This is a genomic window from Trinickia mobilis, assembly GCF_017315705.1.
GTDB lineage: Bacteria > Pseudomonadota > Gammaproteobacteria > Burkholderiales > Burkholderiaceae > Trinickia_A > Trinickia_A mobilis.
In genome coordinates this window covers 132,761-158,667 of sequence record NZ_JAFLRF010000004.1, presented here as the reverse complement: position 1 = coordinate 158,667, position 25,907 = coordinate 132,761, and the positions used below count along the sequence as shown (strand labels likewise).

23 protein-coding genes and 2 pseudogenes are annotated in these 25,907 nt (G+C 60.1%); 15 read left to right on the top strand and 10 right to left on the bottom strand.

Annotated features, from left to right (window positions below):
* Position 1 precedes the first annotated feature (1 nt).
* The gene (locus J3489_RS37490; RefSeq protein WP_242539855.1) at positions 2 to 346 is read right to left on the bottom strand and encodes a hypothetical protein; all 345 of its coding nucleotides are present in this window, start codon (positions 344 to 346) and stop codon (positions 2 to 4) included.
* Here J3489_RS37490 and J3489_RS07485 point away from each other — a divergent pair.
* Both J3489_RS07485 and J3489_RS07480 read left to right on the top strand, forming a co-directional pair.
* Positions 345 to 2,096, top strand: a complete 1,752-nt coding sequence (locus J3489_RS07485; RefSeq protein WP_242539854.1) for a PQQ-binding-like beta-propeller repeat protein — start codon at positions 345 to 347, stop codon at positions 2,094 to 2,096. The two genes, J3489_RS37490 and J3489_RS07485, sit on opposite strands and share 2 nt — an antisense overlap.
* Positions 2,097 to 2,155: 59 nt before the next feature.
* Entirely contained in the window at positions 2,156 to 2,911 is a 756-nt protein-coding gene (locus tag J3489_RS07480; protein WP_206997077.1) for a carbonic anhydrase family protein, read from the top strand.
* Between the two features lie 129 nt (positions 2,912 to 3,040).
* Here the strand turns inward: J3489_RS07480 and J3489_RS07475 are convergent, their stop codons facing one another.
* Positions 3,041 to 3,235: a DUF3562 domain-containing protein gene (locus J3489_RS07475; protein WP_206997076.1), complete on the bottom strand. Its 195-nt coding sequence runs from the start codon at positions 3,233 to 3,235 to the stop codon at positions 3,041 to 3,043.
* A gap of 484 nt (positions 3,236 to 3,719) precedes the next feature.
* Here J3489_RS07475 and J3489_RS37485 point away from each other — a divergent pair.
* From J3489_RS37485 to J3489_RS07460, 3 genes and pseudogenes are all read left to right on the top strand, one after another.
* Positions 3,720 to 3,953: pseudogene (locus tag J3489_RS37485) on the top strand (SAM-dependent methyltransferase); the annotation flags it as partial.
* A gap of 169 nt (positions 3,954 to 4,122) precedes the next feature.
* On the top strand, positions 4,123 to 4,953 hold the full coding sequence (locus J3489_RS07465) for a substrate-binding periplasmic protein (protein WP_374193434.1): 831 nt from the start codon (positions 4,123 to 4,125) through the stop codon (positions 4,951 to 4,953).
* Positions 4,950 to 7,694, top strand: a complete 2,745-nt coding sequence (locus tag J3489_RS07460; RefSeq protein WP_206997073.1) for a bifunctional diguanylate cyclase/phosphodiesterase — start codon at positions 4,950 to 4,952, stop codon at positions 7,692 to 7,694. The genes J3489_RS07465 and J3489_RS07460 overlap by 4 nt, the downstream gene beginning before the upstream one ends.
* Positions 7,695 to 7,718: 24 nt before the next feature.
* Here J3489_RS07460 and J3489_RS07455 read toward each other — a convergent pair whose 3' ends face one another.
* Positions 7,719 to 9,071, bottom strand: coding sequence for a TAXI family TRAP transporter solute-binding subunit (locus tag J3489_RS07455; RefSeq protein WP_206997072.1), 1,353 nt, complete (start codon positions 9,069 to 9,071; stop codon positions 7,719 to 7,721).
* 194 nt (positions 9,072 to 9,265) lie between these two features.
* Here J3489_RS07455 and J3489_RS07450 point away from each other — a divergent pair, with 194 nt between their 5' ends.
* Complete coding sequence (locus J3489_RS07450; protein WP_206997071.1) at positions 9,266 to 10,318, top strand: phytoene/squalene synthase family protein; 1,053 nt, start codon at positions 9,266 to 9,268, stop codon at positions 10,316 to 10,318.
* Between the two features lie 219 nt (positions 10,319 to 10,537).
* Positions 10,538 to 11,116 (top strand): LexA family protein, encoded by a 579-nt coding sequence (locus J3489_RS07445; RefSeq protein WP_242539853.1) that lies wholly within the window; start codon positions 10,538 to 10,540, stop codon positions 11,114 to 11,116.
* Here the strand turns inward: J3489_RS07445 and J3489_RS07440 are convergent.
* Both J3489_RS07440 and queF read right to left on the bottom strand, forming a co-directional pair.
* Positions 11,106 to 12,062, bottom strand: coding sequence for a queuosine precursor transporter (locus J3489_RS07440; RefSeq protein ID WP_206997069.1), 957 nt, complete (start codon positions 12,060 to 12,062; stop codon positions 11,106 to 11,108). The genes J3489_RS07445 and J3489_RS07440 overlap by 11 nt on opposite strands.
* 22 nt (positions 12,063 to 12,084) lie before the next feature.
* Positions 12,085 to 12,888, bottom strand: coding sequence for an NADPH-dependent 7-cyano-7-deazaguanine reductase QueF (gene queF, locus J3489_RS07435; RefSeq protein WP_206997068.1), 804 nt, complete (start codon positions 12,886 to 12,888; stop codon positions 12,085 to 12,087).
* A gap of 362 nt (positions 12,889 to 13,250) precedes the next feature.
* Between queF and J3489_RS07430 the strand changes: the two genes are divergently transcribed.
* From J3489_RS07430 to J3489_RS38765, 5 genes are all read left to right on the top strand, one after another.
* Positions 13,251 to 13,778 carry a hypothetical protein gene (locus J3489_RS07430; protein ID WP_206997067.1) on the top strand — a complete coding sequence of 176 codons (528 nt, stop codon included), beginning with the start codon at positions 13,251 to 13,253 and terminating at the stop codon, positions 13,776 to 13,778.
* Positions 13,779 to 14,899: 1,121 nt separating this feature from the next.
* Complete coding sequence (locus J3489_RS07425; RefSeq protein WP_206997066.1) at positions 14,900 to 15,667, top strand: fatty acid desaturase; 768 nt, start codon at positions 14,900 to 14,902, stop codon at positions 15,665 to 15,667.
* A 192-nt stretch (positions 15,668 to 15,859) separates the two neighbouring features.
* Positions 15,860 to 16,258 carry a hypothetical protein gene (locus J3489_RS07420; RefSeq protein ID WP_206997065.1) on the top strand — a complete coding sequence of 133 codons (399 nt, stop codon included), beginning with the start codon at positions 15,860 to 15,862 and terminating at the stop codon, positions 16,256 to 16,258.
* A gap of 157 nt (positions 16,259 to 16,415) precedes the next feature.
* Positions 16,416 to 17,531, top strand: a complete 1,116-nt coding sequence (gene asd / locus J3489_RS07415) for an aspartate-semialdehyde dehydrogenase (RefSeq protein ID WP_206997064.1) — start codon at positions 16,416 to 16,418, stop codon at positions 17,529 to 17,531.
* Between the two features lie 122 nt (positions 17,532 to 17,653).
* Positions 17,654 to 17,935 (top strand): 4'-phosphopantetheinyl transferase family protein, encoded by a 282-nt coding sequence (locus J3489_RS38765; protein WP_374193433.1) that lies wholly within the window; start codon positions 17,654 to 17,656, stop codon positions 17,933 to 17,935.
* Positions 17,936 to 18,033: 98 nt separating this feature from the next.
* On the opposite strand, the gene J3489_RS07410 is transcribed toward J3489_RS38765, so the two are convergent.
* The 5 genes and pseudogenes from J3489_RS07410 to J3489_RS07390 form a co-directional block, all read right to left on the bottom strand.
* Positions 18,034 to 18,804 (bottom strand): ATP-binding cassette domain-containing protein, encoded by a 771-nt coding sequence (locus tag J3489_RS07410; RefSeq protein WP_206997063.1) that lies wholly within the window; start codon positions 18,802 to 18,804, stop codon positions 18,034 to 18,036.
* The gene (locus J3489_RS07405) at positions 18,804 to 19,802 is read right to left on the bottom strand and encodes an ABC transporter permease (RefSeq protein ID WP_206997062.1); all 999 of its coding nucleotides are present in this window, start codon (positions 19,800 to 19,802) and stop codon (positions 18,804 to 18,806) included. The genes J3489_RS07410 and J3489_RS07405 overlap by 1 nt, the downstream gene beginning before the upstream one ends.
* Entirely contained in the window at positions 19,802 to 20,884 is a 1,083-nt protein-coding gene (locus J3489_RS07400; RefSeq protein WP_206997061.1) for a sugar ABC transporter substrate-binding protein, read from the bottom strand. Before J3489_RS07400 ends, J3489_RS07405 begins: the two co-directional genes overlap by 1 nt.
* A gap of 430 nt (positions 20,885 to 21,314) precedes the next feature.
* Entirely contained in the window at positions 21,315 to 22,043 is a 729-nt protein-coding gene (locus J3489_RS07395) for a FadR/GntR family transcriptional regulator (RefSeq protein WP_206997060.1), read from the bottom strand.
* A gap of 200 nt (positions 22,044 to 22,243) precedes the next feature.
* A pseudogene (locus tag J3489_RS07390) lies at positions 22,244 to 22,845 on the bottom strand (LysR substrate-binding domain-containing protein); the annotation flags it as partial.
* A 312-nt stretch (positions 22,846 to 23,157) separates the two neighbouring features.
* On the opposite strand from J3489_RS07390, the gene J3489_RS07385 reads away from it, so the two are divergent.
* The 3 genes from J3489_RS07385 to J3489_RS07375 all read left to right on the top strand — a co-directional run bounded on the left by J3489_RS07385 (position 23,158) and on the right by J3489_RS07375 (position 25,862).
* The gene (locus J3489_RS07385) at positions 23,158 to 23,748 is read left to right on the top strand and encodes a BPSL1445 family SYLF domain-containing lipoprotein (protein WP_206997059.1); all 591 of its coding nucleotides are present in this window, start codon (positions 23,158 to 23,160) and stop codon (positions 23,746 to 23,748) included.
* A gap of 1,035 nt (positions 23,749 to 24,783) precedes the next feature.
* Entirely contained in the window at positions 24,784 to 24,966 is a 183-nt protein-coding gene (locus tag J3489_RS07380) for a hypothetical protein (protein WP_206997058.1), read from the top strand.
* Positions 24,967 to 25,130: 164 nt separating this feature from the next.
* Entirely contained in the window at positions 25,131 to 25,862 is a 732-nt protein-coding gene (locus J3489_RS07375) for an ABC transporter six-transmembrane domain-containing protein (RefSeq protein WP_206997057.1), read from the top strand.
* Positions 25,863 to 25,907 lie beyond the last annotated feature (45 nt).

Genomic DNA, 25,907 nt, shown 5'->3' with positions numbered 1-25,907 from the left:
TTTACGGCGGCAGCACGACGGCCAACAACATCACGAAGACCTTTACCAACGGCGTGGCGTGCAACAACGCTTCGTTCGGAACGGACCCGGACTTCGGCGCGACGAAGGCCTGCTGGATTCCGTCGTCGTCGTCAGCATCGACGGGGGGAAGCTCCGGTTCAACGGGCTCGTCCGGTTCGACGGGTTCCTCGGGTTCGACGGGCTCGACGGGCTCGACGGGTTCGACGGGTTCGACGGGCTCGTCGGGTTCAACGGGCTCTTCCGGTTCCTCCGGCTCGTCGTCCGCGTCGGGAAGCTGGACGCAGTGCGCCACGGAGAATGCCGTTTGCTCATTCACCGGGACCATGACGGTCCTCTACGGCGGCAGCACGACGGCCAACAACGTCACCAAGTCCTTTGCCAACGGCGTGACGTGCAACAACGCTTCGTTCGGAACGGACCCGGACTTCGGCGTGACGAAGGCCTGCTGGATTCCGTCTTCGTCGTCAGCTTCGACGGGTGGAAGCTCGGGTTCGAGTTCGGGTTCCTCAGGCTCCTCTGGCTCGTCCGGTCCATCGAGCTCGTCCGGCTCGCCGCCCACGTCGACCGTCGACGTTGCGACCTATCACAACGACATCGGGCGCACCGGGCAGCAGCTCGCCGAAACGATCCTCTCGTCCGCCAATGTCAATTCGACGACGTTCGGCAAGATCGGCTTCGATACCACCGACGGCAAGGTCGACGCCGAGCCGTTGTATCTGTCGCAGGTGACGATCGGGGGCAGCAAGCACAACGTGCTCTACGTCGCGACCGAAAACGCGAGCGTCTATGCGTTCGATGCCGACTCCGGCACCGCGCTCTGGCAAGTCTCGACGCTCGGCACGAACGAGACGGCGGGCGACAACCTCGGGTGCTTGCAGATCACGCCGATGATCGGCATTACCTCGACGCCCGTCATCGACCGCTCGAAAGGGCCGAACGGTGCGATCTATGTCGTCGCGATGTCGAAGGACTCGTCGGGCGCCTATCACCAGCGCATCCACGCGCTCGACATCACGACCGGCGCCGAGCTGTTCGGCGGTCCGATTTCGATCAGCGCGACGTATCCCGGCGGCGGGCCGAACAGCTCGGGCGGCGTCCTCACGTTCAACCCGCAGCAATACGCGGAGCGCCAGTCGCTCCTGGAGCTGAACGGCATCATCTACACGGGCTGGACGTCGCACTGCGACAACGAGCCGTATAACGGCTGGGTGATCGCTTACAGCGCCACCACGCTGCAGCAGACGAGCGTGCTGAACCTCACGCCGAACGGCAACGGCGGCGCGATCTGGATGAGCGGTGCGGGGATGGCGTCGGACGGCCAATCGATCTACTTCCTCGACGCGAACGGCACCTTCGACACGACGCTCACCGCGAGCGGCTTCCCATCGCTGGGCGACTACGGCAACGCGTTCCTGAAGCTCGGCACGACGAACGGGCTGACCGTCTCCGACTACTTCAACATGTCGAACACGGCGGCCGAATCGCAAGCGGATGAAGATTTGGGCTCGGGCGGCGCGCTGGTGCTGCCGGATCTCACCGATTCGAGCGGGGCTGTCCACCATCTCGCGATCGGCGCGGGGAAGGACTCGATTATCTATGTCGTCAACCGCGACTCGATGGGCAAGTTCAATCCGAGCACGAACAACATCTATCAGCAGATCAACGGACAGCTCGTCGGGCCGGAGTTCGCCATGCCCGCGTATTTCAACAACACGATCTACTTCGGCTCGATCGGCGACAAGATCAAGGCGTTTCCAGTGACCAACGCGCAGGTGGCGACGGCACCGACCAGCCAGTCGGCCGAGAGCTTCGGCTCGCCGGGTGCGACGCCGAGCATCTCGGCGAACGGCACGTCGAACGGAATCGTGTGGGCGGTGCAAAACGGCACGATCGCGGCGCTCTTCGCGTACGATGCGACGAACCTCTCGCACGAGCTGTACAACAGCAACCAGGCGGCCAGCGCGCGCGATCAGTTCGCAGGCAACAAGTTCATCACGCCGATGATCGCGAACGGCAAGGTTTACGTCGGCACGACGACCGGGGTGGCGGTATTCGGGCTGCTCGGCAGCCCATAGCCGCCGCCGTGGCGGGCTGGCGGGCCGCGCGGTATCGATCCTTTGAGAGGGAGGTTCTCATGGATTCGGCTAAAGATTGCTGCATGACCGATCACCCGAAGGACAGCGGACGGCGAGCGTGGCTGAAAGGCGGTACGGGCGCTTGCACCGTGGCGTTGTTGAGCGGGATCGGATTTGGGCCGGCCGAGGCCGTTGCGGCCGCCTTGACCAAGGCGCAAAGGGACGCCTTGACGCCCGACCAGGTCGTCGAAATGATGAAAAAAGGCAATGAGCGGTTTCGCTCCGGGAACATGAAGGAGCAAAACTACCTTGCGCAGAAGCGATCCAGTGCGGCGGGCCAATACCCGGCGGCCATCGTGCTCGGCTGCATCGACTCCCGTGCGCCGGCTGAAGTCATTTTCGACATGGGCATCGGCGACACTTTCAATGCACGGGTAGCCGGAAACGTCGCCAATCAGGACATGCTCGGCAGTATGGAGTTCGCTTGCGCGGTGGCGGGCGCGAAGGTGATCCTGGTGTTGGGGCATACCGCTTGCGGGGCAATCAAAGGCGCCATCGACAACGTGCAGCTTGGAAATCTCACGGGGCTGCTCGAAGCGATCAAGCCGGCGATCCAGGCAACGGACTACGAGGGCGAGCGCACGAGCAAGAATGCCGACTTTGTCGATGCGGTCGCGCGGTCGAACGTACGGCATGCCATCGTCCAGATACGCAGCAATAGCGAAGTCCTCGCGGACCTGGAGAGGAAAGGCCAGATCAAGATCGTCGGCTCGATGTACGAGTTGCACACCGGCAGGGTGACGTTCATCAGCTGACTGGCACCTAAGGGTCGAGCCTGTTTAAAAGCGCGTCTTTCTTGGCGCTTGCGCGCCGTAATTCATTCCCATTGCAATTTTCCTTGCGCCCCAGGTATCGAATAGCACGGGAAGTCATGTTCGACCGGGTCACGTCTGACTGGTGTTGTTACGCAAGCTCTCGCGAACGCGCCTGGCGACCAAGACGGGCAGGTAATCCATGATCCGCGCGCCTTCGCTGAATTGGGTCCACGTCTCTTCGCACATTTTTTCAACGGCCTCGAAGGGGGCGTGGGTGTCCGAGGCAATTGCCCTGGCGACGCCTTCGATGTGGGGCAGGGTCATGATGCTCTCCTGTGGTTGAACGAGATGGGAGCGGTGCCTACGAAAGGCCGATTAGATCGTGTTGCCGTGCCCGATACCAATTGAATTGACCTATCTGCCTGGGAAGATTGGTCGCCGTTATTTTGTCTGCGGAAATTCGTCGATCTTCCAGTCGGCCGCCATAGACTAGTCTGTTCGCGGAGCGCTTTCTCTGTTGCTGCACAGCGGCATGAAATGCGGCATCGGGACAATTAAGCGTTTACGCCAAATACGAATCAAAAACCCAATCGGCACGACACGGAGAGCGCGATTAAATCGGCGAGCGATGGTACAAGTTACCGGCATCAAATTGCACCGTGTAGTTAGTTATATTTATTAATTTAAATTGAGTAAGCGATATTCTGACTGTTGGAAAAATGAAGGCCGAATGTCAGCCGCTGTTTGCCGAAGCGCTCTGCACGTGCTGTTTGTTCTCTTGACCTCAAGTCGACTCGAACTCGTATAGTGTAGCGTCGACATCCGGCCGATCGATGTCGCCTGCACCATGCCGGAGGCTGCGTTGTTCCAATACTTGAGCAGGCTCGGTCCGGTCGGTCTGATGCTTCAAGAGGCGGATGACCGGACTCGCGAGCAGGTGGTCGAAACGGTCCGCGCGGCCTTTGAGCCCTACGTTCACGGGGGTGAAGTTCGCTTTACGGCGGCCTGCTGGATGGTCGCGGCTCGAGCGGCGTCTGCGTGAGGTTCGTCGAGCGCGGCAATCCGTGCCTGAGGAAGGTTTGTCGTCGAAGGGCGCTGCTCCGCGCCGGCTCAACCGGCCGCCGAATGAACAAGCCTCGCCGCGCGACGGCAAAGGAATGTTCTCGAAGTAGTGCAAACCCGCCCTCAAGAACCGCACGGCGTTGCCGATAATGCGAACGGAGCTTTTCGATTTTCCACGAGGGGGCACTGTGATTCGACACGGTATTGCCGGCTTGCTGCTGGCGCTCGGCGCTTGCAGCGCATTCGCGGGCGGCCCCGATTGCTCGCGCCCCTACACGTTGGCGCTGCACGATCACGGCCTGCTGTATTCGGTCGACAGCGACACCGGCATCGACAAAGACTTCGCCGACGAACTGATCCGCCGCAGCGGCTGCAAGATCAACGTCAGCCTGATGTCGCGTGCGCGGATCTGGAAGCTGATCGAATCGGGTGCGCTCGATTTCAGCTTGTCGGGCATCGCCAACGACGAACGCAATCAGTACGCGTCTTTCGCGTGGTACTTCAGCGACAAATACTATCTGCTCGTGCGCAAGGATTCCGGCATCCGCACGATGTCCGATTTCGAGCACCACGACCAGTTCGAACTCGGCGTCATTCGCAGCTTTCGCTATAGCGACTCGGCCAATCGACTGGTCGACAAGCTCGCGGCCGAAAACCGCGTGAGCCAGGGTGGCGGCCTGGAACCCCTGTACGAAGCACTGATCCTGCGCCGCATCCAGGGGATGATCATCGAGCCGTTCGATTACCCGGCGATCGATGAGAAGCGCATTCGCGATGTCACGACGGTCGTCGACTTCAACGATCCCGCCATTCCGCACGGGCTCATCATGTCGAAGAAAGCCTTGTCGCTAGAAGAGCAGCAGAAGTGGCGCGATCTCGTGAATCAGATGCGCGCCGACGGCACCGTGCGCCGTATCTTCCGCAAATATTTCAAACCCGACCTGGCCGATTCCATGGTCGACGTTCAATTGCCGCCGTGAGCTGGGCACGTCAATTCCTGATTCCACTGCTGGTCTTGTCCGGCGCGCTCGGCCTGACCTGGATCGTGTGGGATCACGAACGGCAAGCGGCGCGGCACGAATCGCTGTCCCAGTTCGATTTCGCACTGGGCGACGCAGTGAGCCGGGTCGACCAGCGCATGGCGACATATCAGCTGATGCTGCGCGGCGTGCAGAGTCTGTTTTCCGCGACCGGCACGATGGACCGCGGCCATTTTCGCGACTATGTCGGCACGCTCGGTCTCGACCCGACCTTCTCCGGCATCCAGGCGATCGGCATCGTGGCGTGGGTGCCGGCTGCGCAGAAAGCGGCGCATGTCGCCGAGATGCGCCGCCAAGGCGTGACGAACTACATGATTCAGCCCGGCGGCGCGCGTGGCGACTACGCGCCCATCATTCAGCGCGAGCCGTATGTCGGCCGCAATCGAACGCGGATCGGCTTCGATACCTGGGCGGACCCGGTGCGGCGCAACGCGATGGAAAGGGCGCGCGATTCCGGCATGGCGGCGATCACCGGCAAGCTGCGCCTCGCGGTCGATTCGGAGACCGACGCGCATCCCGGCTTCATCATGTACCTGCCGATCTATGCGCAAGGCGAGCCGCAGGACACCGTCGCTCAACGCCGGGCGCACCTGATCGGCTGGGTCTACGCATCGTTCCACATGCGCGACATCATCGCGAGCCTGTACGGCGAGGAGCCGCCGGGTCTCACGCTGGCGGTGTACGACGGCGTCGAACCGTCGTTGGCTTCGCTGATGCACCGCTCGTCGCGCGCGGCGGCGCATCAGCCGCCCGCGCTCTCGGCCAGCGAGTACCTCGTTGTCGCCGGACACGACTGGACGCTGACGCTGAACGCAGGCGACGACTTCAAGGCCCGCTTCGGCCGCCACGCCGAAATGGTGATCGCGCTCGCCGGCACGGGCTTGAGCCTCTTGCTCGCACTGCTCGCGTGGCTGCTCGTGACCGGCCGCGGCCGCGCGATGCGGCTCGCTTCCGCGATGACGCGCGAATTGCGCGAGCACGAGGCCGAGCTGCGCATCGCCGCGGTCGCCTTCAACTCGCTGGAGGCGATGATGATCACCGACGCCGGCGGCAAGATCTTGCGCGTGAATTCGGCCTTCACCGAATGCACGGGCTACACGGCCGATGAAATCGTCGGCAAGACGCCGCACATCCTGAATTCGGGCCGCCACAAAGCGGCTTTCTTCCGCGAGATGTGGGACACGATTCGCCGCGAGGGCGGTTGGCAGGGCGAGATCTGGGACCGTCGCAAGAACGGCGACATCTATCCGAAGTGGCTCACGATTGCGGCGGTGACGGGAGAGGATGGCGTCGTCAGTCATTTCGTCGGCACGCATCACGACATTACCGAACGCAAGATCGCGGAAGAGCGCATCAAGGAGCTGGCCTTCTTCGATGCGCTGACGCGCCTGCCCAACCGCACGCTGCTGATGGACCGGCTGAAGCAGGCGATCACGTCGAGCGCGCGCAGCGAAGCGTGCGGTGCGCTGCTCTTCATCGACCTCGATCACTTCAAGACGCTGAACGACACGCTCGGCCACGACAAAGGCGACTTGCTGCTGCAGCAAGTGGCGCAGCGCCTCGCGGCGAGCGTGCTCGAAAGCGATACGGTGGCGCGCGTGGGCGGCGACGAATTCGTCGTCGTGCTCGGGAGCTTGAGCGAGAACCGGCAGGAGGCTGCGCGTCAGACGGAAGCGCTCGGCGAGCAAATCATCGCGGCCCTCGGCAATCCGTATCAGCTCGACGACATCGACTACCGCACCACGGCCAGCATCGGGGCGACCGTGTTCCGGGGGCACCAGGCGTCGATGGACGAGCTGCTGAAGCAGGCCGATCTCGCGATGTACAAGTCGAAGGAGCGCGGGCGCAATGCGATGTGCTTCTTCGATCCGGACATGCAGACGGTCGTCGTCGAGCGGGCCGCGCTGGAGGCGGCATTGCGCCACGCGATCGACGAGGATCAGTTCCTGCTGCACTACCAGGCGCAAGTCGACGGCGATCGCGTGACGGGCGTCGAAGCGCTCGTGCGCTGGCAGCATCCGCAGCGCGGGATCGTGCCGCCTTCCGATTTCATTGCGCTCGCGGAGGAGACCGGGCTGATCCTCGCGCTCGGGTACCGCGTGCTGGAGATCGCGTGCGCTCAACTCGCGCGCTGGTCGGCGCGGCCGGAGATGGCGCGCCTCACGATCGCCGTCAACGTCAGCGCGCAGCAGTTCCGCGAGCCCGGCTTCGTCGACAAGGTGCTGGCCGTCCTCGATCAAACCGGCGCGAGGCCGGACCGGCTCACACTGGAGCTGACCGAAAGCGTGCTCGTCGACAACGTGCAGGACATCACCGAGAAGATGGGCGCGCTCAAGGCGAAAGGCGTCGTGTTTTCGCTCGACGACTTCGGCATCGGCTATTCGTCGCTTTCCTATCTGAAGCTGTTGCCGCTCGATCAGTTGAAGATCGACCGCTCGTTCGTGCGCGACGTGCTGGTCGATCCGAACGATGCGGCGATTGCCCGAACCATCGTCGCGCTCGCGCGGAGCCTGGGCTTGGGCGTGCTCGCCGAGGGCGTCGAGACCGAGGCGCAGCGCGACTTCCTCGCGGCCGCGGGATGCCATGCCTACCAGGGCTACTATTTCTGCCGTCCGTTGCCGATCGACGGGTTTGAAGCGTTTGCGAGCGGGCTCGAGACCCGTCAATGCGTCGCCGAATAGTTCGACGAGCCGCGCATCGCGCCGCTACGTGCTCGCTTGCGCCCAGTGCGGGTCGTTCAGGTGGGCACGCACAAAGCCGACGTGCTCGCGCAGCACATAGAACGTGTCCGCATAGGCGAGCGGCATGCGCAGATGATTGAGCGAGTCCTCGATGTCGTCGAGTTCCGCCATGAGCTGCCGCCGTTCTTCCTCCGTGGCGCCGTCGAGCACGCTGCGCTCGATCGCTATCAGCGCGCCGTAGTAGCGATAGATGCGCGAGCGCACGCGCCAGCGGAAGAGGGCGGGGATGAGCCGCAAGCCGGGGATCAGCAGCACCGCTATGGGCAGCAGCAGAACCAGCAGGCGATCGGCGACCGTCGCGAGCCAGAACGGCAGGTAGCGGTAGAGAAAGCTCTTGCCGGACTTGTAATAGCGCGACGCGTCTTCGCTGATCGGAAAGTCTTGCGCGACGGGATTCGGAAATTGCCCGGCGCTCTGCAGCAGTCCGGCCGTGCCGTGAACTTCCTGCGCGGCTTCGATGATGAGGTCCGAGATGGCCGGATGCAGGCTCGGGCGCGCGATGATTTCGACCGTCGGGCCGATCAGGTGGATCGTCTTAGGCGGTACCGTGCTTTTCAGATCGAGGACGCCCGGCGGCAGATCGATTTCGTTGAGATACGGAAAGAGCCGCGTGTAGGCGCTCGCCTCCGTGAAGTCCAGCGCGGAAATGCCGGGTATCGTGAGCAATCCCTGCATCATCTCGCGCGTGGCCGAGTCTCCGCTGAAGAGCGCCGCGTCGATATTCCCCTTGATCAGCTCCGTTGCGGCTTGCATGCCGTCGTACGGCAACAACGTGGCGGTGCCGCCGGGCACGATGCCGTTCGCCGCAAGCAGCTTGAGCGACAGCAAGCGCGTGCCGCTGCCCTCGCGGCCGATCGCGATCCGCTTGCCGTCGAGGTCGGCCAGGTGAGTCACGCCATGGCCGCGGTAGAACACGGCGATCGGCAAGTAGCGAATGCTGCCGAGCGACACCAGCGACGACACATTCACGCCGTCCGCCACGCCGCCTTGCACGAGCGCGAAGTCGACGTGCTGTTTGGGATCGAGCAAGCGCTGCAGGTTTTGCACGGAGCCGTCGGACTCGAGCACGTTGAGCGTCACGCCATTGCGCGCGAGGATTTTTTTGTATTCCGCGGCCGTCTGCATGAATATGCTGTTGCGCGGCCCGGCGCTCATCGTGATGATCTTGGGCGGCGCGGGATCGATCAGCCAGACGATCGCCGCGATCACGGCGGCGAACAGCAGGACGACCGGAATCGTCGTCACGGCCAGATCGCGCCACACGGGATGTGCGTGGTCGCGAAGGAAATTAGGAGTATGCGGGCGATATCGTTTCATCGGATCGAAGGCCCTTTCGCAAGGCGTTCATTCTACTGCGCGAACCAAAGCCTGCCCGGGACGAGCCGCCACCTTCGCGCGACGGCGTCACTAGACGCCCCGGTCCATCGCAAGCCTGCTGTCGGGTTCTCCCGCCGAATGCCGGATACAATTCGGCTGCGCCTGATTCGGCCGCCAACGACTCCCATTCATTCATGAGCAACCGTACTCGGGCCTTCCTGCTTGGCCCTCTGCTAAAAGGCGTTTCGCGTTCGTTCTACCTCACGCTGCGCGTGCTGCCCGCCGGGATGCGAGATCCCGTAGGCCTTGCGTATCTGCTGGCGCGCGCGGCGGATACGATCGCGGACACGTCGCTGATTTCGCCCGAGCAACGCCTGGCCCTGCTGCTGGCGCTGCGTGCGCAGGTCAACGGCACGGCGGACGATCCGGCGCTGACGCGGCGTCTGGCTGAGGAAGTCGCGGGCCAGCAAACGCAGTCCGACGAGAAGGTCCTGCTCGAATCGATTGGTCCGGCGCTGACGGTGCTCGCGCAATTGAGCGATGCCGACCGGACGGCGGTGCGCGAAATCGTGACGACGCTCACGCAAGGCATGGAATTCGATCTGCGCACGTTTCCCGACGAACGTTCGGGGCGGGTTGCGGCGCTGCGCGAATTCGCGGAACTCGACCGATACACCTATCTGGTAGCCGGATGCGTGGGCGAGTTCTGGACCAAGATGACCGACGCACACGTGCCGGGCGCGCTCAAGGCGGAACTCGAAACGATGGTGCACCGTGGCGTGCGTTTCGGCAAAGCGCTGCAAATGGTGAACGTGCTGCGCGACTGCGGGAAGGATTTGCGCATTGGGCGCTGCTATCTGCCGACGGCGATGCTGGACCGTTACGGCCTGCGTCCGCAAGACCTCATGCTGCCCGATGGTTCGCTTCGCGCGCGGCCCTTGATGTTCGAGCTGGTACGCACGACGCTCGATCACTTTCGCGAGGCGCTCGATTATATGTTCGCGATTTCCGCATGCTCCGTTCGCTTGCGATTGGCGTGCTTGTGGCCGATCGTCATCGGTCTGGAGACGCTGCTGCTTCTCGTGCAGAACGAATACTGGCTGGACCCGGCGAAGGTATCTAAAGTGCGGCGCAACGACGTCTATCGAATCCTCGCGTATTCGCTGCCGGTTGCGCCGTCTAACGCGATGCTGCGCGGCTGGGCCGAGCGGCTGACCGGGAAAGTGGAAGCCGGGCTAAAGCGGTGATGGCGGCATCCCGGGCAGTCTTTGACCAAGACATTGATCGGGGTTATCTTGTTTAGGCTTCCGGTCGCGCCTCCGTCTAATTGCATATTTCAAATCGTCTTGGCTCCGAGGAGTGCCGCGCCGCACGAATGCGGAGAACGTCATGAATGGCGTACGAGCCTTTTCGCAATAGAGGAAACTCGACACAGTCTGATGAAAATGAGCCAGAGAGTAGTCCTCATGGTTGCGCGCATCAAAGCGCTCATGCACCAGCAGGGAATGACCGACGCCGACTTGGAGCGCAAGACGGGCATTTCTCCGGCTACGCTTAGCCGCGTGCTATCGCTTTCGACGGAAGATCCCCGGATCAGTACTCTGACGGCCATCGCGGAAGCGCTGGGGTCCACCGTCGGCTACCTGTTGCACAGCGAACGCGCATACCCGATTCCGATTCTGGGTTGGGGAGAAATGCTCGCTTTTGCGCGCGGCGGTAACAGCGGCGGCCTCAGGACTGAATGGCTGACGGTAAATTCACCGAAGAAACGAGGTACCTTCGCTGCCCGGGCGACGCCTTGCATGGCGCCGCGGTTTCGTGAAGGCTCAATCATCGTCGTCGAACCCAGCGACGTTTACCGAGATTTTCAGGTCGCTGTCGTGTCGTTTGACAATTGCGTGCCGACCCCGCGACGAATCGTCAAGGACGGCAACGAAATCTACCTTAAGCCGATGAATCAAACGGCCAATGAAGCAGCAGCAATCTTGAACGATAGCGTTACCATTCTGGGCGTAGTTACCGAGTCGAGAATATTCAATCCTTGAATGAAAAAGGATTGAAATTGGTGTGGTAGTCGTAGTAATCGACCCCATCCATTTTCTTGAGGCGCCTCGATACGGTCGTCACCAGCGGAAGCAGGACCAATTCGTAGAGGGTCTTCACCATCACCTGAACACCAATGATGGCGAAAATCACCTTCCCGGGCAGTCGTCCCCAGAACAGGATCGTACAAAACAGAGCGCTATCGATGACGATGGCGATGCTTGTGCTGAATACGACGCGAGCCCACAGGTGCCGCCCTGCGCTTGCTATCTTGAGCTTTGCCAAGGAAATGGTGTTCAGAAACTCTCCGGCGAAATACGCTACCGTCGATGCCACGAACGTTCTCGCGAATTCGCCGGCGAGTACCGCGTAGGCTTGAGCAAGAGCGATATTGCGCGCAGCCCAAACCGGCGAGCTGGGCAGCAAGGATAGCAGCCACATCCCGATGACGAGCATGAAATTGACCGCCAGCCCGCCCCAAATCACGATTCGGCTCACGCGAAATCCGTAGACTTCCGTAATCATGGTGCTAAAAGCGTAGGTCATCGGAAATACGATGAGTCCAGCCGGCAGATCAACGCTGAAATTTCCAGGCAATACATGCCAAGCCAGGTTGATCGCTATCAGGCGCCCTCCCGTTACGTTCGACAGCATGAGAAAGCCGACGAAGAGCAACGCAAGCGCAAGAACCGCTTGCGTCAGCTGACGCTTGCGAGTCGGAAAGTATTTGAGGGGGACGAGCCCGTCGGTATACGTTGCCGCGTTGAGAAAGCCAATGTGCGCAACATCTTCCATCGAGAATTTTTCAAGCCATGCCTTTTTGTTCAGGTCGTGTGGTGACACTTTAAATGTGGCCCCGGAGTCGCGCACGCGGACCAGAACGAAAATCTTTTCGTCTTTGGCTGTGGGCTCGAAGACCGCTTCAATTTGATGGGATGGCTGTTCCATGGCTCGCGTGTGCAAAATGCGCTCACTGCCTCACGAGGCGCGTGTTCAAGATCTCCGGAATGGGCTCTGAACTCCGGATAGGATTGATGTCAATGCCGCCTCGGCGAGTGTAACGGGCACCTACGGTAAGACGAGACGGTGCGCACTGGTCCCAAATATCCTTGAAGATGCGCTCTACGCATTGCTCATGGAATTCTTCATGATTTCGGAACGACACGATGTACTTCAACAGCGATGCCGGGTCGATCCGATGCCCGTCATAGGAGATCGATACCGTTCCCCAATCGGGCTGGCCGGTGACGAGGCAATTTGATTTGAGGAGATTCGAATGCAACGTCTCGTTAATCCGTTCGTCACATGTGCGCAGCAGTTGTCGATCAACTTGATAGTGATCGATGGGAATTTCCTGGTTGTCGATCGATGTTCCATGAGGTAGGCCGAACATGGCACTGATGGGGTTATCCAGTGTGTGGAGGCTGACGGAAACCGGTGCAGCCGCGCATATCGACAAATCACGTGACGTTACGTTTTCGACTTCATTTGCGTCGTCGAATGAGGTGTTGTTTAAGGTATTGAAATACAGCTTCAGCGACTTCGATTCGATAACGTTGGCCGAATCGCACGGCACCACGATTTGCGCAAGGGCGACGCGAGGCAGGCCCTTTGGCGTCAGCCAAGACACTTCGTAGTGGTTCCAAACATCAAAACCGTGGAATGGCAGATCGCCTGTTATGCCAATTTCACGCCGTTTTGCTTTCCGATCTATGCCGAAAAGCTTGGCCGGATTGTATTTTGATTGGTAGGTCGACTGTTTTCCGAGTTCCATGATTCCTCTTTGCTCGCGGCCGGTGCTCAGCACGTCACGCTTGCGGCCACCAGGCGATGGCTGCCGTTTGGGGCATCAATCATTCAGTGCTAAACGCGACGTCGCACCTATCTATCCTGATGGGTTGTATCTTTGGACCGCTCATTTAAATTAACCAGAATGAGATAAGCGTTGCATTTTTGCAATTCGATAACTTTGGCCGACGGCATGCGAGAAATTGGTCAGACACTTTTCGGATTCGCTGTCAACAAGCGAGCATTCCGCCAAATGGCCAGCTACATCACCGAGTTAGCCTTTTTGATTCGACCCATGGGCGGACGATCGCCGATTTCCGGCGGAAGAAGCCACCGATGATCCATGCAATGAGAACAGCTATCAGATTCCAGATCGGCTCGACATGGCTGTGCGTCGAGGACGGCAACGGGTGCGCGCCGGGGCATCCGGATGCTGTCACCGTAGCATTGCGCGCGAGCCGGCCCGACGGCCGGCTGGGGCGGCGCATAGCGGCAAACCATGCGACGCGCCGCGACGAGATACTGGCGCTCGGGTTGCGCTTATTGGATTTGGCCGACCGCATGACGCCCGAAACCTTCGGGTCGTCCGGCCAAACGGCGGGCGATATCGGCGAGTCGCCGAAATCAGTGAACTTCGGCCCCGGCGATCGGGATCTGATCGAACACCTGTCACCCGGTAGGCCCATCGATTTTGCGCGCCATGTGTACGCAGGCGCGGAGCGCCTGCGGGCTCGCATGCCGATCCTGCGGGCGGCGCAATGCGTGCTCGAACACTGCGACGACGAAACGGCGAAGGGCCTGCATTCCATATTGGCGGCAGTCGACATGCACGGATGTCAGCCGTTCAGGTCGGGTTTGGCCCTTGGCGCAGAGTAGACCGCACATTTCGCGATCTATGGGACTCGCTTTCTCGTGCAAACCGCGGATCACTTCCCATTCATTTGCATCGCGCGATATCCAATCGCGTATGTTGCATCTTGCAAGAAATGGAGAATTGTTAATACATTTCTAATTGGAAATATAAATTATATCGAAAAACGGACGACATATTTTGCCGATGTCTGGGCGTGTATGTTGCTATACCACGTCCCTGTAGTGTCTTTCCGCCGCTATTTGCGTCACGAGATCATATACCTAATCTAAATGACTTTACGCGGGAGGCGCGATGTGGGACCGCTAATTAGAAAGCTCGATGATTGTACCGAGGCAGCAATTAGAGTTAACACGGTGGAAGCCTTTAAAAAGTGGATTTGCCAATTCGTGCGACCAATCGTTAATCATCGCGCATTGGCTTGCGGACACGGAAGACTTCATTCTGCCGGCGTTTCAATGGACTATGTGGTTACAGTCGATTATTCCGTCGGACATCTTGCTGCGATTTCGAATACTTCTGGAGGTATCGATACGCCGCTAATGCGTCGCTGGCTCTCCGAGCGCAGGCCTGTTTTTTTTCGACGGCAACGATCCTTGGCCAACTATGAGTGAACAGTGGTTGCAAAATTTCAGAAGACACGGGTTGATCAATGCTGCCGTCGACGCAGTCCTAGACGATCGACAATGCTGGTGGACTCGACTTCGTCTTCTGCGTTCCACATCCTGCTATGCCGCTCGATCGAATCGACGATGCAGCGCCTTATCACATCGATATCTCTTTACAACCTATCTCCCTGATGGATTTTTCTTAAAAAAATATAGGGTTAAATTGTGCAATCTCAAGATCACATTGAATGGGCGAAATCTAGAATCGGTTGATGTTCGTGAAGAATGGAGCGGCTCTAGTTGCCATAAGAAATATGAGCGTTGGTAATCTTTCAACGAAGTGCTGTGTTTACTAGCAGAGGGACACTTTGTCCATGTGGCGCTGTGGACTCGCCGCAGGGCGTGACACCGGATGATCCGAACGACTTGGATATCTCACGCAATCACTTACTTTAAACTCTGCTTTGCTCGTATTAATTCGAGTAGATCGAGTATTTCACGAAGAAATAGGACATTAGATGAGCGATGTTGTGCTTTTGTATCGCGACGCAAATCCGGCGCAAGCGCCCGAAGGAGATTTGAAACACGACGTCGAGTTGAGCCTTGCGTTCGTATCGGGAAAGGACCTGCGGCAATCTCTCCCACCCGAAGTGTTTGTTCGAAAGCCGCTACATTTTATTACAAAATTTTTGATCGCGTTGCTGATTATTGCAGGCGCGACCGCACTCGTTACGCTGACGCGCAATTATGTGCTGATCGCGATAGCGGTGCTCGTGAACGGCCTGATGTTCGCACACCTGATTGAATTGCAGCACGAATGCATGCACGGCCATGCATTCCGCTCGCCGGCTCTTAATCGCCTGTGCGGTGTGATATGCGGGATATTCATCGCGAGTTCGAATGCGCATTACCGCTACGATCACATGCGCCATCACGCTTGGCTCGGGACATCGCGCAATCTGGAGCATTTCAATTATCGTTTCTCGAACCTCAATTCCGTGATTGGCTTCACACGCACTTTCTTCGACCTGAGTCGCTACAAGCGCGTCGCACGGATCCTCTGGCGCACACTGCTCGGCAAGACGTTGCCGGGTGTCGACAAGGCCAAGGCGAGCCGCGAGATCAAGCAGGAATACATGCTTTATTTGCTGCTATTCCTGGCCAGCGTCGGGGCGGCGATCGCCTCGCAAACACCACCATGGCGTACCGATGTGCAACGTCGAGAAGTTGCACAGACTGATAGAGGATCACATCGTCGTCGAGCCGTCATACCTGTCGCTCTATAAGGACATTCTTGCCGGACGCATCAAGCAGAAGATGGACGAAGCCTGCATGGATCGCTGAGGCGCTATTACGAGCTTGTCCGCGAACCGGAGCGGATCGCATCGATTTCCGCTTACCTCGCGGTATGTTTCGACGCGCTCGGGTACCGCAATGGATTCGCGCACACCGAGCTGTTTGTCACGGCAAACGGCCCGGTGCTGATCGAACTCAATCCGCGGATCGGCGGCATCCGCGGCTCGACTAACGCCAACGCGCATCTCGGCGGGCTCGCGACGCAGCCCGAGATCCTGTCCGATGCGCTGCGGGGCCGCCCCGCGCAGCGCAGCCCGGAACCAGGCTACGCGCCCGTTCATTCGCGCGCGCTGACGCTTTTCAATTTTCGGGACGCACCGCTGCCCGATTTCCGCGATGTGCTCGCTGGGTACTCGACGATCCGCTCAATCGATCAGGCAGGACGCGTCGGCAGCACGCGCGGCGTGCCGCCGAGGTCGTTGTCCGACCTCGTCGCGATCGTGATCTGCAGCAGCCACGATCCGCACGAACTCGAAGGGCAGTCGGAAGAGATCCTCGAACGCGATCTGGCGGGCTGGTAACGAATGGATACTACGCGAGGTGACGGATGAGGCACGGGCCATTCGCGCCGGGAATTCGTGATATCGCATTTTCCGAGAGCAATTCGGCCCGGCGAAATCATGCAATGTTGAGCTTGGTTCGAAAGAATCGCGATAATTTTTCACCAAGGTAGAGACAATGACAAAAGTTGGACTGGTAGGTTGGCGCGGCATGGTGGGTTCCATGCTGTTGAAGCGGATGTGCGACGAGGGCGATTTCTCGAAAATCTCGCCGACGTATTTCAGCACGTCGGCAGTGGGGCGCACGTATCGCGATCCGCTCGGCGTCGAGCACTGTTTGCGAGATGCGAACTCGGTCGAACAGCTCGGCGAGGTGGACATCGTTATCACCTGCCAGGGTGGCGAGTACACGAAGGCCATTTATCCGGTGCTCCGTGCTTCGGGTTGGGGCGGCTTCTGGATCGATGCCGCCTCCGCGAAGCGGATGGACGACGATTCAATCATTGTGCTAGACCCCGTCAATCGCGCACAGATCGAGGCCGGCATTGCGTCAGGCGTGCGCAACTATATTGGCGGCAACTGTTCGATTACGCTGTCGCTTGTCGGCCTGACAGGGCTGTTCCGCGCCGGGCTCGTCGAATGGATGAGCATGATGACCTACCAAGCGGCGTCTGGCGCCGGCGCACCGCACGTGAAGGAACTGCTTGGCCAGATGTCGGCCGTTGGGAAGCGCGTGGACGATAGCCTCGCCGACCCGAATACGCCGGTGCTCGACGTACTGACGAAGGCGCACACGGCCGCACGCGCGAGCGACTACCCGACCGAGGCATTCGGCGTGCCGCTCGCGGGCAGCATCATTCCGTGGATCGACAGCGACCTCGGCAACGGCTTGAGCCGCGAGGAATGGAAGGGCGAGGTTGAGACGAACAAGATCCTCGGGCTGCCTCCACGGACGATTCGAGTTGACGGACTCTGCGTGCGCGTCGCTGCGCTGCAGAGCCACTCTGCAGCGATCACGCTGAAGCTCAAGGAGGACTGCGAACTCGACCGTCTTGAAGCGCTGATTCGCGACGCGCATGAGTGGGTCGACCTCGTGCCGAACAACAAGCAGGAGACGATCGACCGGCTGTCGCCAGCAGCTGTCGGCGGGTCGCTAAAGGTCGGTGTAGGCCGGTTGCGACGCCTCAACGTCGAGTCGCAGGTTTACAGCGTGTTGACCACGGGCGATCAACTGCTGTGGGGTGCGGCCGAACCGCTGCGGCGTGTGCTTAACATCATCCTCAACGCGCGGTAGGCCGACGTCTCTTTGCGAATAACATTTGGGATAGCGGCTGGGGAATACTAAATGGAGCCTCAGATTACCCAGTGCAGGCGGCCGGACGCTGGCCCTCGGATTTTGAGGTATGGCATCTAGTAATGCCGCCTTTCGAAATCGCTATAAACGACTCAATTCTTAACGATTCCGAACGCGCGCGTGCTTCGCAATACCGCCAACCAGCCGACCGAATCCGCTACTTAGCTACGCGAGTGGCGCTGCGCAAACTGCTTGGATTTCGACTCAAGCTGAAGCCCGCGTACATTCATTTAATCACGACGCAACGCGGTAGACTGGAACTGGCCGGGGCTGAGCAGAGACTGTCATTCAATGTCTCCCACTCGGGCCGGCACGCAGGCATCAGTCGAGCGAACCGCGAATGACAAGGAACCCGCGACCAATAGATGAGTTGTGGCCGGATGCGTTAACGCACCTCTGACCGATAACGCGACGGGATGCGACCTAATCCCGCAAACTCGCTTCAACTCCCATTCATCCGCATCGCCCGATACTCCCGCCGCACGATATCCATGAGCTCGGCCACCGACGTGCTCGCCGAATCCCGCTGATACGTCACATGCCCGCGCTGCATCAGCATGACGCGATCGGCGATATCGAGCGTCTGTGCGTAGTTGTGCATGATCATCACGATCGAGATGTTGCCCTTCTGCTTGAGCCGCATGATGAGATCGATGATGAGGCCCGCCTCGCGCGCGCCCATTGCGGCAAGCGGCTCGTCGAGCAGGAGAATGCGCGCATCGGAATTGACCGCGCGCGCAACGGCAATCGCCTGGCGCTGGCCGCCCGACAGCTTTTCGACCGGCAGATCCACCGACGGCACGTTCACGCCGATGTCGTCGAGGCACTCGGCGGCGCGGCGGCGCATCGCGCGGTTGTTCAGCAAGCGGATCGGCCCCGGATAGACGATCTCGCGATTCAGGAACATGTTGTGATAGATGCTCAGCGAATTCGCGAGCGCGAGGTCCTGATAGACGCATTCGATGCCGAGCGAACGCGCATGGTCGACCGAGCGCAGCAACGTCTCCTCGCCGCGCACGAACACCTTGCCGCTCGTCTGCTGATGAAAGCCCGTGAGGATCTTCATCAGCGTCGATTTGCCCGCGCCGTTGTCGCCGAGAATGCCGAGGATCTCGCCTTCGGCAAGCGTCAGCGATACGCCGTCGAGCGCTGTCACCGGCCCGAAACGCTTGACGATGTCTTCGACACGCAAGGCGTCTTTCGCGTCCGGCATCACAAGTCTCCCTTGCGCGCGAGACGCGACACGTGGATGTTGAAGATCATCGCGACGAGAATCGCCGCGCCGAGAATCATGTTGAACGTGAACGCGTTGATGCCGATCAGCGTGAAGCCGTCGTTGAGGATGCCGAGCACGGCCGCGCCGATGAGCCCGCCGATGATCGTCCCCGAGCCGCCCGCGAGCGGCGTGCCGCCGATCACCGCAGCGGCCACCGCGAGGAACATGATCTGATTGCCGCCGGCCTGCGGATCGATCGACGTGATGCGAAAGCCTTCGAGAATCCCCGTGAATCCCGCGAACACCGCGGCGATGATGAAGTTGCCGAGCTTGAGGCGGTTGATCTGAATACCGGCTTCGCTCGCGCCTAGCGGATTGGCGCCGGCGGCCACGGTATGGAGGCCCCATCGCGTTTGGCGTAAAAGCACGTGCATGAATAGCGCGATCACCACGGCCCAGATGATTTCGCTGTAACCCCAAGCGCCGAAGATGGAAGCGAAACCGGCATCTTCGGGCGGCGAAACCGGCGTGCCGCGCGAGATCGTCAGCGTGAAGCCGTTGACGAAGAAGAGCGTGCCGAGCGTGGTCACGAAAGAAGGAATGCGCAGGTACACCGTCAATGCGCCGTTGACGAACCCGACCGCCGCCGCCGCGAGCACGCCTAAGACCAGCGAGGCCCACGCGGGCAAGCCCGCATCGTTGGCGAAGTGCATGATGAACGGTGCGAACGCGAAGACCATCCCGGCCGAGAGATCGATTTCGCCGCCGATCATCAGCATGATCTCGCCGCAAGCGATGATCGCAGCCGGCGCGATGAACTGCGACAGATTCTGAAGGCTCGCGTTGGTCAGGAGGAAGTCGTGATTGACCACCTCGAAGTACGCGCTAAGAATCACCGCAACCAGCAGGATGCGGGCTTCGCTCGATCGTGTGATCGCGCCCGCCCAGAACTTCGGGCGGGCGCGCGCTTTACTGCTGTCTGTCACGGATGCCATTACGCTTTGATTGCGCCGCTGCGCGGCACGATTTGCGGCTTCGTGCTCTTGCCTTCATAGCGCGTCGAAGTGTTCAGATACGGATCGACCGTGCCCTTGGTGACGAACTTCAGACCGGTATTGATGTTGGCGGGCCCGACCAGTCCGCCCGATGCGAGGAACACGAACGCTTCCATCATCGTGTAGAAGCCTTGCACGTACGGCTGCTGGTCGATCGTGAAATCGAGCACGCCTTCGTGGATCAGCTCGACGGTGCGCGGCAACAGGTCGAAGCCGCCGCCATGCACGCCCTTCGATTGCAGGTTCGACTCCTTCATCACTTCTGCGACGCCCTGCGTGCTGCCCGCATCGACCGCGAACATGCCCTTGAGATCCTGGTGCCCCAGATAGAACGACTTGATCTTCGACAGTTCTTCGTTGACGGTCGCGCCCGTTGCAATCATCTGCGCGTCGATGTTCTTGCCGGACTTCTTGATCGCGGCCATCGCGCCGTCGAGACGCGGCTGGATGTTGAGCTGTCCCGGCGTCGCGATGAAGAGCGCGACGAGCCCGCTATCGACGAGCCTCGCGATGCGCTCGCCCATCTGGTAGCCGGACAAATAGAGATCCTGGCCGATATAGGCGAGGCGCGGATTGGTCGTGCCGGCCGGCGCATCGGCGTTGTACGCGAAGACGGGAATGCCCGCGTCGAGCGCGTTCTGGATCGGTTTGTCGAAGGCTTTCGGATCGACGATCGGCACGGCGATCGCATCGGCTTTGGCGGCGACCGCGGCATTGAGCGCGTTGACCATTTCGGCGACGTCCGCATTGGCCGAGCCGGTCCATTGATAGTCCATGCCGAACATGGCCGCTGCGTCTTGAATGCCGTATTGCGTCGGCACGAAGAACGGATTGGTCGTGACGTGATTGACGAATACGACTTTCCAGCGTTTGTGCCCTGGGAACGGATTCGCTTCGGCCGCCTGCGCCGGCGTTGCGGCAGCCCCCAGAAGCGCTAGTGCCGTCGCGAGGCCGGCACCCTGCAGCAGCCCCCGACGCATGCCCTGAACTTCTTCTTCCTTGTCTTCGCGCTCATGCGCCATGTCATCCTCCGTTTCTCTTCGTTGTTAACACCACCTTCATCAAAAGGCCGAGCCGGCCGTGGCAGACACGGGGCTCCAAGTCTGACAACTGCTGCGAAACCTGCGGATTCGTCAAGTGTATGCGCGCGCATAACGACTGTCTCGAAAAATCCTATAACAGGGATTTTTCGCTAATAATCGATGTATACCCTTATATAGTCCGACTATTTCACTAAGTGGTCACTGGCATTCAGGAATGCGGGCGAGCGACGCGATTGCGCCTTGCGATCGCTGAGAGACGAAGCCTTTAAGCAGATTGATGGCAGCCTTCGTCTTAAATAGTAAGACTAAAAAGGCGCCTAAATGAAGGGGCTACTCGCTCAGGGGGTCAAGCGAAAACACCGCCCGCGCTTCGTTCACACGCTGGCAATCAAGTGCGTTGCGTGTCGAGTCAGCTCACATTGCGGCTGCCGACTTCGAGGATCGAATCGGCATCCGCGCGCGCGTTTTCGAGCTGCACGAGGCTCGCGTGGCGAGCGGCGAGCGGATCGCGATTCTGGATCGCGACGAGAATCGCCTTGTGGCGCGGCAGTGAGAGCGCGTGAGTATCCGGATGGCGGCTCGTCAGCTTGATCGATTCCGACAGCGCAAGCGACATCATGTTGCCGATGAACGCGAGCATGTCGTTGTGCGTGGCCGCCATGATCGCGCGGTGAAACTCGAGATCGGGCTCGAGCAGTGCCGCCGCGGTTTCGGCGCGCTCCATGCGCTCGTAGGCGGCGCTGATGCGCGCGAGGTCTTCGTCGGTGGATTCGGTGGCGGCGAGCGCGGCCGCCGCCGGCTCGATGATGCGGCGCACGGTCAGGAGCGAACGGAAGAACTCGCCTTCGGGAATGCTGTTGAGCGTCCAATAGAGGACATCGGGATCGAGCATGTGCCAGTCTTCGCGCCGGCGCACGACGCTGCCCACGCGCGGCTTCGACACCACGAGGCCCTTGGCGACCAGCACGCGAGTCGCTTCGCGCAGCACGGGGCGGCTCACGCCGTACATTTCGCACAGGCTCGGCTCGGGCGGCAGGCGCTCGCCGGGCGCGAGTTTGCCGCTGACGATCTGGATGCCGAGTTCCTGCACGATGCGCCCGTGCATGCTCTTGCGATTCTGAAGGTGCCGATAGTCCATAGTGTTCGATGTTGCTTGGGGGAGGTGTCCTCGGAGGAGGGAGGACGCTTGGACGCACAGCCGGGTGCCTGCACACGAGGATAGCATGGGGCATGCCGGAAAATGACGAGTTGTGGCGGCAAGCGGGACAAAGGGAAGCCGGCGCGCGGCACTTGATGCGATGCGGGCGCAACGTCAATTCGGCGCTTCCAGGTACGCTGCTACCGTGAGAACGAATCGAAAATCAACTGCCGCAGCCAGCGGTTGACTGGCTCCTTGTCGTTTCGCGCGTGCCAAATGATGTTGATCACGATGTCCGGGATCTTCACCGGACAAGGGGCCATCTTCAGATCGAAGGGTGCGAGCGTACGGCTCGCATAGGCTTCGGGAACGACCGCGATCATATCGTTCGTCTGCAGGATGTGGCCCGCGGCGACGAAGTGCGGCACGGTCAGCCGAACGCGGCGTGCCACGCCCGCGCGCTGAATGACGTCGTCCACCATGCTGTGGCCCGTGCCTTTCGCGACGATCGCGACCTGCTCGGCGTTCGTGAACGACTTGAGCGTCATACCCTCCTTCGCGAACGGGTGTTCTTTGCGAAAGAGGCAGACGTACCGTTGCCGGAACAAGCGCCGCTGAAAGAAGCCCGCCTTGAGACCGGGCACGAATCCCAGCGCGAGATCGACGCGCCTCTCTCCATAGCCTCGCGCAAGTCCGAGGTGTGTTCGCGAACGGTGCTGATCGTCACGCCGGGTGCGAAGTCTGACAGCCTGCGCATCGGCTCGGGCAAGAAATAGATCTCGCCGCTGTCGGTCATCGCGAGCGCGGCGATGTGCTGGTGGAGCTGTCAAGCAACGAAGACAACCGTTGCGGGAGTTTGTAAGGAAGCGTAAGTCGTGTTACCGGCGTGTTTGCCCGCCAAGCGGGATGGGAGCGCGACGAAGCAAGAACGGCGGCGCAAGCGCCGGCACGGCGCCGTGTATTCGCCCTCGGCATAATTCACGATTGCGTTTCCACGGCGCTGAACTCAGTCTTAAGGCACGGGTCTGAGGGGCCAGTACAATCTTTTGGCTTCCGTGTGCGTGTTCTTCTGCCCGGCACGGGAAGTCAAACTCTCTCCTTAGAGGAAACATCTATGCGTCGACGTCAATTCCTTCTCGGCACCGGCGTTAGCGTCGCCGCGAGCGGTCTGGTGCTTGCCGGCTGCACGACTACACCGCTCGGTTCGGGAAACACCACCGCGGAGAACACGGATAAGCGCAATACGATCAACGCCGATTACGACGCAACGCTGGCTCGCCTCTACAACGCAGTGAGCGGATCGCACGAGCTGCTCGACAAGGCGCGCGGCGTGCTCGTCTTTCCGTCTGTGATTGCAGCCGGATTCTGGATCGGCGGGCAGTACGGCGAGGGCGCATTGCGTGTCAACGGGCAGACGACGGGTTACTACAGCATCCTAGGCGGCTCGTTCGGCTTGCAGATCGGCGCGCAATCGAAGGCGATCGTCTTTGCGTTCATGACGCAGGAGGCGTTCGATCGCTTCCTCCAAAGCCAGGGGTGGGCGGCTGGAGCGGACGCCACGGTCGCGCTGGTCAAGATCGGCGCCAACGGCAACGTGGACACGTCGACAGCGACCGCGCCCGTCGAAGCCTTCGTGCTGACCAACGCCGGGCTGATGGCGGGGGTGTCGCTCGAAGGGACCAAGATTTCGCGGCTGCTCATCTGAAAGGTAACGCTGGCGCAGCGGCGAACCCGTCGATTGGCCCACGCTGCGCTCGCCCTGCGTCCGCGAACGATCGACCGGAAGGTTCGCGAGTTTCTCCCGCAGCGTTATGACGTCCTAGTGCCGGTGGACACGCTTTATGCGTCTGGGTTGCGCGGGTTGGGCACCTCGGCACCGAACAGGCAGGGCCGTATCTCGGGTACCGGGGGCGCGACGCACAGCGATAGCGGCTTCCTTGGGATCGCTGCCTGTGTTCGTGTGAACCATGTAGCGCACACGATACGCTGGCGAGCGTCGTGGGTTGTACAGGTGCGATGGCGACAGGTGTTGCGGTCGCACGAAACGTTCGTCACGCTGGACCTGATACATGCGCCGCACCACAGCCACCATAGTTGGACCGGAGAGTCGGCCACATTCGCGCTCGGCCTCGGTCGGCGCGTTCATATCGCCATCCATGGAGCGCAACACAAAAGCATTAGTGGGCGCGCTTTGGGAGCGAACCCGCTTATTGCGGTTCAGCCTGCGTCGCACGAGCGAGTTGGCGCGTGCTTGGCTGAAACCGCTTAACTGGCGAAGGTACACAGCACAAGTCTGCGGTTTGCGCGCCTGATCTGACGGTAGCGCGGGCGTCCGAGTATCGATGCGACCCACGCGCAGCGCGTAGATGTCAGATGCAGGGACAGGTTCGAGGATCCGGGTGCCGTCCGGTACGGCGCGCACCTGCTCGATGGTGTGAATTCTTGGTCATACAAGTTGATGACCATCCGTAGATGAGCTCCCAATCCACATAGTCCGCTACCCGTCGGCGGTCAACCCCGGTGTTGTTTCGCTTGAGCCGGGCGCAGCATCGCGTGGAAACGCGTCGCGAATCGTCCATTCACGATCACGTTCCGGAAGACAGCGCTACTAGCAACGTGGAAGTCGCATTTCGGACTATTCCGATTTCGTCGCGTAAGCACTCTTCATAGCATGGGAAACGTGCTGTTCTCCCAGTCGATGTGTGCGGAACACTTATCAATTTTCACAATGGAGAATTTCATGGTCATTCCTCTTGAGAAGATTATGTCCAATTTTAATATTGAGAAAAACGATATCGCTCGTGCTCGTGTCAACAATGAAAGAGTTGGAATCGCATATGGGGATTCAGGTAAAGCAGACACATCCTTTCGCTGGACCCCGCTGCGGATGATCGCTCACGATCAAACCGGCGAAGCCTATTGATAGTTAAATTCACCACCTAGACGGCCGCCTAGGGCGGTCGTCAGCTAAGAGGGATAGGGGAGGGGAAATGTATTATCTAGATGGAATTTCGCAAAATGTTCGCTCAATAATGACGCTGGCAAGCTTGGAAAATAGGATGCTAAGTTCTCCTCGCGATCTAAGGGTTGCCTATATCGAATTTTGTCGAAATCATCGATGAACGTGTTCACGGACACTACCGATCCCATGAAGGCCTATCAGACGATAGGAATTTTGCTCACTACCTGAGCGATGACCGACTCTCGTGGTGGCATCAGGATTACATCGTTCTCCAGCGGAATGCCAACCGCATCGGCATGGATCGGTTCGAATGCCCGGACCTTGGGGTGCCGCAGAAAGCGTTGCCCGGCATCGATTCAGTCGACATGGCAACCTGCCAGACCCTGCTGATGCATTGCCGTGACCCTGCGACTGTTGCGCGTGAGATGGTGCGCATTGTTCGGCCCGGTGGCGCATTGTCAAGACCGTGGCTTTGGGGGATTGCCATCAATTCGCTGCTCATGGCGAATATAAATGGTCTTTATCTCGCCGCAGGCCAACACGTGCTGTCTGTGGCGTTCGGCACCATACGCCGGCGCTGCGACACCAGAACGTTTTCTAGAATTCATGCCCGGCTTGCCGCAGATGTCGTGCTGGATCAGCATGCCCGTAATGTCGATATTTCATACATTGCGGCCAGAGCTAGGTTGTCGCGCGAGTTGGTCGATTTTCTGGAGCGGGATCTGTATTCACTCGTACAGGGGGTGTTCTACTTGCTCGGAGCCGCGATCGCCATCCGTTCCATAGATGCGATTAACATTCCCCGACTGATCGAGCAGGCAAGCAAGATTCGGGACGCTATCCGCAGGCTACGCTAAAGTACTTGAATTGCGTTTAGGGTAGGCGTGTTGGCCAATCGCGTG